The organism is Nostoc cf. edaphicum LEGE 07299 (genome assembly GCF_015207245.1).
GTDB lineage: Bacteria > Cyanobacteriota > Cyanobacteriia > Cyanobacteriales > Nostocaceae > Nostoc > Nostoc edaphicum_B.
On record NZ_JADEXF010000814.1, the window covers coordinates 1 to 3,047 of the forward strand.

1 protein-coding gene is annotated in these 3,047 nt (G+C 41.2%); it reads right to left on the reverse strand.

Annotated elements, in window-relative coordinates:
- Positions 1-56: 56 nt before the first annotated feature.
- The gene (locus tag IQ229_RS21060) at positions 57-2,639 is read right to left on the reverse strand and encodes a GAF domain-containing protein (protein ID WP_194047065.1); all 2,583 of its coding nucleotides are present in this window, start codon (positions 2,637-2,639) and stop codon (positions 57-59) included.
- Positions 2,640-3,047 lie beyond the last annotated feature (408 nt).

Sequence of the window (3,047 nt, forward strand, 5' to 3'; positions counted from 1 at the left end):
GACAGCGACAAGCATTTGAGCTTAAGTTGACACCTATGCACAGCTGCGCGCCCTTACTATTCATCAGAGTTAGCTTCAGCAGCTTGATACGCTTGTAGGAGCCTAGCATGATCGAGAGTAAATCCTACTTGCATGGCTATCTGGGCAAATAAATCAATCTCAGATTGTTGCCAATCACGGGGTTCAGAACACTGATGTGCAATTAACAAGCCAAATAGCTGCTCATCTTTAATAATTGGTGCTACTAAATTAGCTTTCACGCCAAAAGATGCGAGCAGGTTAATGTGACAATCAGCCAAACTAGACTCATAAATGTTGTTGATTGCGACAACGCGACCAGACTGGTACTTTTCTACATAGCCTTGAGTGAAACAGGGGTCATGAATTTTAGACCGCAAAACTTTGGGATAACCTGGAACCACTGATTCAGCAATGATAATTCCGAACCAATTAGCGTAAAAGCTATAAACTAACACTCGGTCAGTACTCAGTGCTTTGCGAACCTCTTCCACAGTGGTTTTGATGATATCCTCTTCCTTGAGGGATTGGCGAATGCTGCGGATAATATCCACTAGTAACTGACTTCGCATTCTTTCAGCTTCAATTCGTTGCAGAAGTCTTGCATGGTCGAGAGCAAATCCTACTTGCATCGCCATCTGGCCAAATAAATCAATCTCAGCTTGTTGCCAATCACGGGGTTTGGAGCATTGATGTGCAATTAACAAGCCAAATAGCTCTTTATCTTTAATAATGGGGGCGACCAGATTTGCTTTCACACCAAAGGATTCGAGCAAGTTAATATGGCAGTCAGCCAAACCAGCTTCATAAATGTTATTGATTGCGAGAACGCGACCAGACTGATACTCTTCTACATAGCCTTGACCGAAACATGGGTCTTGGATTTCAGCTCGCAAAACTTTTGGGTAGGTGAGAACAACTGATTCAGCAATCACTGTTCCAGACCAATCACCATCAAAGCTATAAACCATCACTCGGTCAGTACTCAGAGCTTTGCGAACCTCTTCCACAGTGGTTTTGAGGACATCCTCTTCGTTGAGTGATTGGCGAATAATGCCGATAGTATCTGCTAACAACTGACTTTGCACACCCTCAGCCTCGATGCGTTGCACGAGTCTTGCATGGTCGAGAGCAAACCCGACTTGCATCGCTATCTGAGCAAATAAATCAATCTCAGATTGTTGCCAATCACGGGGTCTGGAGCATTGATGTGCAATTAATAAGCCAAATAATTGTTCATCTTTAAGAATGGGGGCGACCAAATTTGCTTTGACAGCAAAGGATTTGAGTAAGTTAATATGGCAGTCAGCCAAACCAGACTCATGAATGTTGTTTGTGGCTACAACGCGACCAGACTGATACTTTTCTACATAACCCTGACCGAAACAGATGTCTTGAATTTCAGACCGCAAAACTTTGGGATAACCTGGAACCACTGATTCGGCAATTATAATTCCAGACCAATTAGCGTCAAAGCTATAAACCAGCACTCGGTCAGTACTCAATGCCTTACGAACCTCTTCCACCGTGGTTTTGAGGACATCTTCTTCGTTGAGCGATTGGCGAATGCTGCGGGTAATTTCGATAAATACCTGAGCGTTATCTGCCTTAGTATCTACTTGTTGTAAAAGGTTGGCGTAGTCAAGGGCAAATCCTACTTGCATGGCTATCTGAGAGAACAAATCAATCTCAGACTGTTGCCAAAAGCGAAGTCTAGAACATTGATGTGCAATCAATAAACCGAATAGCTGTTTGCCTTTGAGAATAGGTGCTACTAAATTAGATTTGACAGCAAATTGCTCCAGCAACTCAATATCAACATCACTGAGATCGCCTTGATGGATATTATCAATAGCATGGATGGTACCATTGTGATATTTTTCTATATACCCTGCCTCAAATCCAGGCTCAGAGACTGTAACCCCTAATATTTTCGGTAAACCAGGTGCTACTGATTCGGCGATAAAGCTTCCATTATAGTTGGAGTCGAAGCAAAAGATGGTGACGCGATCGATGCTTAAAGCTTTACGAATTTCTTCTGAGGTAGTTTTGAGAACATCTTCTTGATTGAATGATTCTCGAACCCAACGGGTAATTTTGATTAATAGTTGGGAGTAATCAGCTTCGGCTTCTTTCTCTTGTACCAAAACCGAAAGCAGGTCTGTGAATGAGGTGATGTTTTTCTCTAACATCACTAATTCATCTTGGCTAGCGATAAAGATTTGAGTAAACTCACTGTCTGGACGTAGCCTCTTTTTAATATTATTAGAGATTGCAGCAACGTTGCTGACTCGACTCATAACTCGATTCGTCACAAAAACAGCGATCGCACCTGTTAAAATTGCTGTCACTCCCATACCAGCTAACAAGAATGACAATTGTCTTTGTAGAGCAAGTTCAGTTTCTGTCGAACTTTCTGTACTCTCAAGTCTTACTTGCGGAGTTTGTGTGTTAATTAAAATAATGCCATAGTTGTAAGTAGCTGTTCCAATTGCAACTACAGGAAGGACACTTATACTTAGTGCCCAAACTATTGCTTTAGTTTTTAAACTCCATTTTTGTTGCCAGAGTCTCTGTTGACGATTTCGTCTTATTTGGTTTTGAGAAAAAGACTGACTCATAAATGAAACCTGGATTGTTGCAATTGAGAATCAAGTAAATAACCTCACCATCAAATTCTACACAAAACTTATAAAACAAGGACTGGCTTTCAGGAGTATTTTAAGGCACTAATGTTCTAGGTCATGTCCCATAGCGCTTTGATTGTCTTTCAACTTAAAAAAATTGGGTTTGATTAACAGGCTTGTTAACAATCAGATGGCGATCGCTTGGTTGGAATGTCTTATTTTCTCATTAGGAGTTGTGGTTTGCTGACAATACAGCCAAACAATCTTTATTTTTTAACGAGGTTCTACAGACTTATTTTCACAGTTACCCTTACCCGTAATCTCATGTCCGTTTGATTACTTACATTAGTTTCCAAGTACATGAGATCAAGAGTGCTGAGTGCTGAGTGTGGAGTGCTGAGT